Genomic DNA, 4,013 nt, shown 5'->3' on the forward strand with positions numbered 1-4,013 from the left:
TGCGCGTGCGCGGCGCCGCCGTCGCCGGGCTCCGGCTCGGGTCCCTTCAGCAGCCACGCGAGCGAGGCCACGGCCAGCGCGCTGAACAGCACGGCCGAGATGGAGAGGTGCACGACGAGCGGCAGCCGGATCTGCGCGGCGGCCGCGCCCATGAGCCCGCCCGCGACAGCGCCGATGGACCACACCGCGTGGAACGAGTTGATGATCGACCGCCCGTACAGCCGCTGCACGCGGAGCGCGTGGGAGTTCTGCGCGACGTCGGTGATCGAGTCCATGGCGCCCGCGAGGAACAGGGCGCCCGCGAGCACGAGCCAGCCGGGCGCGAGGCCGGCCAGGAGGATCCCGACGGAGGCCACCACGGTCGCGGCCACCGCCACGCGCGCCGAGCGGTACCGGCGGATCAGCACGCCCGCCGCGAGCCCCGCGATCAGCGCGCCGAGCGGCGACGCGGCGACCGCGGCCCCGAACTCGAGGTTCGCGAGCCCGAGCTCCGCCTTGATCGACGGATAGCGCGGCAGCAGGTTCGCGAAGATCGCGCCGTTGGTGAAGAAGAGGATGCCGACGGCGACGCGCGCGCGGCGGACGTCGCGGGTCGGGGCGGGCGTGCGCGACAGCGTCGGCGCGGACGGGGAGGGCATCGTCGGTCTCTCTCTGGCCGGGTGGCGCCGTGGCGCGGATCGGGTCGGCGCCGGTTCCCCCGACTGCCGGAACCAGCCTAGGGTCGGCGCGACGCCAGCGGGGACGTGTCCTCGGTGATGTCCATCACGAGGTCCATCAGCGGCACGAGCCGCGCGCTCACCTCGTGGCCGAGCTCGGTGAGCCGGTAGTCCACCCGCGGCGGGATGGTGGGCTGCGCCTCGCGGATCACGAGCCCGTCGTCGGCGAGCGTGCGCAGCGTGGAGGCGAGCATCTTCTCGCTGATCCCCTCGACCTCGCGTCGCAGCTCGCCCCAGCGGCGCGAGCGCTCGCCGAGCGCGAGGAGGACGAGCACGCCCCACTTGCTCGTGATGTGGTCGAGCAGCGTGCGCGACGGGCAGTTCGCGGGGTAGCGGCCCTCGGTGACGCCGGGTCGGTCGCGGGTCACCCGGAAGCTCATGTCCGTCATGATCCACAACTTACCAGAAAGTCGGTACCTCCCTGTGGGAAGGTACTCGGCGACGGAGTCGTTGACCCCGGCGTACCGCTCCTCCCGACTCGAAAGGCATCCCATGACCATCGTCGTCACCGCCGCCACCGGCCGCCTCGGATCGCGCATCGTCGCGTCCCTCCTCGCCCGCGGCGCCGCCCCCTCCGACGTGCTCGCCACCGCGCGCCGCCCCGAGGCCCTCGTCGACCTCGCCGCCCAGGGCGTGCGCACCGCGCGCCTCGAGTACACCGACGCCGACAGCGTCGCCGCCGCGATCCAGCCCGGCGACACCCTCGTGCTCGTCTCCGGCAGCGAGGTCGGCCAGCGCGTGCCGCAGCACACCACCGTCATCGAGGCCGCGAAGGCCGCGGGCGTCGGCCGGATCCTCTACACGAGCGTCCTCCGCGCCTCCACCACCGAGCTCTTCATCGCGGGCGAGCACAAGGCCACCGAGGAGGTCCTCGCCGCGTCCGGCGTGCCCGTCACGCTGCTCCGCAACGGCTGGTACACCGAGAACTACGCGGGCACGGTCGAGTCCGTGAAGCAGTCCGGCGCGCTCCTCACGAGCGCGGGCGACGGCCGCGTCGCCAGCGCCACCATCGCCGACTTCGCCGAGGCCACCGCCGTCGCGGCCCTCGACGACTCGCTCGCCGGGCAGACCCTCGAGCTCGCGGGCGACGAGCGCTGGACCCAGGACGACCTCGCCCAGGCGATCTCCGGCATCCTCGGCCAGCCCGTCCCCGTCTCGCAGGTGTCCGCGGAGGAGCACGCGCGGATCCTCGGCGACGCCGGGCTCGACGAGGGCACGATCGGCTTCGTCGTCGGCCTCGACGCCGCCTCGCGCGCCGGCCAGCTCGACGACGAGACCGGCGACCTGTCGCGCCTCCTCGGCCGTCCCACCACCTCGCTCGCCGAGGGCCTCCGCCAGGCGGTCGCGGGCGCCTGACCCCACGGATCCGCACCCGAGGCGGATCCGCACACGACGACGGCCCGTCCCCATCGCGGGGGCGGGCCGTCGTCGTTCGCGCGGCCTCAGCCCAGCGCGTCCCGCATCCGCCGGATCTCCTCGGGTCCGACCCGGCAGCAGCCGCCGACGAGGGACGCGCCCGCCCGGATCCACCCGCCCACGTCGGGCAGGGCCGGGTCGCCGCCCCAGGCGCGCGCGACCGCGTCCCAGCGCTCGCCGGAGTTCGGGTAGACGACGACCGGCCGGTCGGTGACGGCGCGGGCGGCGCCGATCGCGGCGGGCACCTCCTCCGGGTGCGCGCAGTTGATCCCCACGGCCACGACCTCGTCGGCCTCCTCCGCGAGCGCGAAGCCCGCGGCCATCGGCTCGCCCGACCGCAGCCGTCCGGCGGCCACCGTGAACGCGAGCCACGCGGACGCGCCCGAGCCGCGCGCGAGGTCGACCAGGGCGCGGCCCTCGTCGAGGCTCGGGATGGTCTCGCAGGCGAGGAGGTCGGCGCCCGCATCGGCGAGCACGGTGAACCGCGGGGCGTGCCAGCGGCGGAGCTCGTCGCGCGTGAGGCCGCTGGATCCCGAGTACTCCGACCCGTCGCCGAGCGTCGCGCCGTAGGGGCCGACGGACGCGGCGATCCACCGGTCGCGGCCCGCCCCGGGAGCGTCGTCCCGGGCGACCTCGTCCCGCGCCTCGGCTGCGAGCCGCACGCTCGCCCGCAGCAGCGCCTCGGTCTCCGCCGCGCTCAGGCCGCGCCGCGCGAACGCCTCGAAGCCCACCTGGTACGACGCCGTGATCGCCACGTCCGCCCCGGCGCGGAAGTACTCGGCGTGCGCCGCGCGCACCGCGTCGGGCTCGTCGGCGAGCACGCGCGCGCTCCACAGCGGATCCGACAGGTCGTGCCCGCGCGCCTCCAGCAGCGTGCCGAGGCCGCCGTCGAGCACCAGCGGGCGGTCGGGGAGCGCGAGCGGCCGGGTCATGCGCACATCCTGCCGGAGCGCGCTCCCGGATCCGCCGTCCGCGACGCCCCGCGACATGCACGCGCGCCAGGCGCCGACGGCCCGCGGGGCACCGGAGTCCCGGGTACCGTGGACGCGACGGTGGGAGTCCCGATGAAGGATGACGACGACGTCGACCTGGTGATCGACGCGTGGGGTGCCGCCATGCCCGACGTCGACTTCGCGCCGCTCGACGTGGTGTCGAGGCTCCGGCGCCTGCTGCCGCAGATGCAGCGGATCCGCGAGGGCGCGTTCGCCGCCGAGGGCCTCACCACGAGCGAGTTCGAGTTCCTGTCCGTGCTCCGCCAGCAGGGCGACGCGGGCCTCACGCGCGCCGGCCTCGCCGAGCGGCTCGGCACCGACACCGGCAGCCTCGTGCACCGGGTCAACCGGCTGACCGCGCGCTCCTTCATCACGCGCGAGGAGGATCCGGCGGGCGGCCGCAGCCGGCTCGTCGTGCTCACGCCGTTCGGCATCGAGCGCGTCGACCGGGCCATGCGCCGGCTCGTCGCCGACGAGGACGAGGTGCTCGCCGACCTCAGCCGCGAGCAGATCGCGACCCTCATCGACAGCCTCCGCGTCATCGCCCGCACGACCGAGCGGGTCCGCGCGCGCCGCTCCTGAGGCTGGGCGCGTCGCGCGCGCCGGAGCACGATGGGGGGATGCCCGACATCGCTCCCACCCCGCCCGCCGTCCTCTTCGACATCGACGAGACCCTCATCCACACGGGCGGATCCGGCGCCCGCAGCTGGGCGATGGCGTTCCGTGACCTGCACGACGTCGAGGCCGACATCGGCGAGCACTCGTCGGCGGGGGAGACGGATCCGCAGGTCGGCACCGCGACGTTCCGCGCCGTGATCGGCCGCGACCCCGAGCCCGCCGAGCTCGCGCGCCTCTACGCCTCCTACCTCCGTCACCTCGCCGACGACAT

General features: G+C 75.4%; 6 protein-coding genes. 3 read left to right on the forward strand and 3 right to left on the reverse strand.

The features are described 5' to 3' along the window. Together DZG00_RS13115 and DZG00_RS13120 are read right to left on the reverse strand one after the other, a co-directional pair. On the reverse strand, positions 1-638 hold a 638-nt coding region (locus DZG00_RS13115; protein WP_119455707.1), incomplete at its 3' end, for an MFS transporter. Positions 639-715: 77 nt separating this feature from the next. Then, a complete protein-coding gene (locus tag DZG00_RS13120) occupies positions 716-1,096 on the reverse strand; it encodes a winged helix-turn-helix transcriptional regulator (protein ID WP_233549193.1) in 381 nt (126 codons plus the stop codon). A gap of 112 nt (positions 1,097-1,208) precedes the next feature. Here DZG00_RS13120 and DZG00_RS13125 point away from each other — a divergent pair, with 112 nt between their 5' ends. After that, positions 1,209-2,072 (forward strand): SDR family oxidoreductase, encoded by an 864-nt coding sequence (locus tag DZG00_RS13125; RefSeq protein WP_119383091.1) that lies wholly within the window; start codon positions 1,209-1,211, stop codon positions 2,070-2,072. An 86-nt stretch (positions 2,073-2,158) separates the two neighbouring features. Here DZG00_RS13125 and mmuM read toward each other — a convergent pair whose 3' ends face one another. Beyond that, a complete protein-coding gene (gene mmuM, locus DZG00_RS13130) occupies positions 2,159-3,064 on the reverse strand; it encodes a homocysteine S-methyltransferase (RefSeq protein ID WP_119455708.1) in 906 nt (301 codons plus the stop codon). A 132-nt stretch (positions 3,065-3,196) separates the two neighbouring features. Here mmuM and DZG00_RS13135 point away from each other — a divergent pair, with 132 nt between their 5' ends. Both DZG00_RS13135 and DZG00_RS13140 read left to right on the forward strand, forming a co-directional pair. Next, positions 3,197-3,706 (forward strand): MarR family winged helix-turn-helix transcriptional regulator, encoded by a 510-nt coding sequence (locus DZG00_RS13135; protein WP_041464758.1) that lies wholly within the window; start codon positions 3,197-3,199, stop codon positions 3,704-3,706. Between the two features lie 38 nt (positions 3,707-3,744). Then, the coding region (locus DZG00_RS13140) for an HAD family hydrolase (protein WP_511172840.1) at positions 3,745-4,013 on the forward strand (269 nt) is incomplete at its 3' end.

This window comes from Clavibacter lycopersici (assembly GCF_003576405.1).
GTDB lineage: Bacteria > Actinomycetota > Actinomycetes > Actinomycetales > Microbacteriaceae > Clavibacter > Clavibacter lycopersici.

Bases quoted from the DNA above. Each gene is read 5' to 3' on its own strand.
- DZG00_RS13120 (WP_233549193.1), bottom strand. From the start codon at position 1,096: ATGAGCTTCCGGGTGACCCGCGACCGACCCGGCGTCACCGAGGGCCGC.
- DZG00_RS13125 (WP_119383091.1), top strand. From the start codon at position 1,209: ATGACCATCGTCGTCACCGCCGCCACCGGCCGCCTCGGATCGCGCATC.
- mmuM (WP_119455708.1), bottom strand. From the start codon at position 3,064: ATGACCCGGCCGCTCGCGCTCCCCGACCGCCCGCTGGTGCTCGACGGC.
- DZG00_RS13135 (WP_041464758.1), top strand. From the start codon at position 3,197: ATGAAGGATGACGACGACGTCGACCTGGTGATCGACGCGTGGGGTGCC.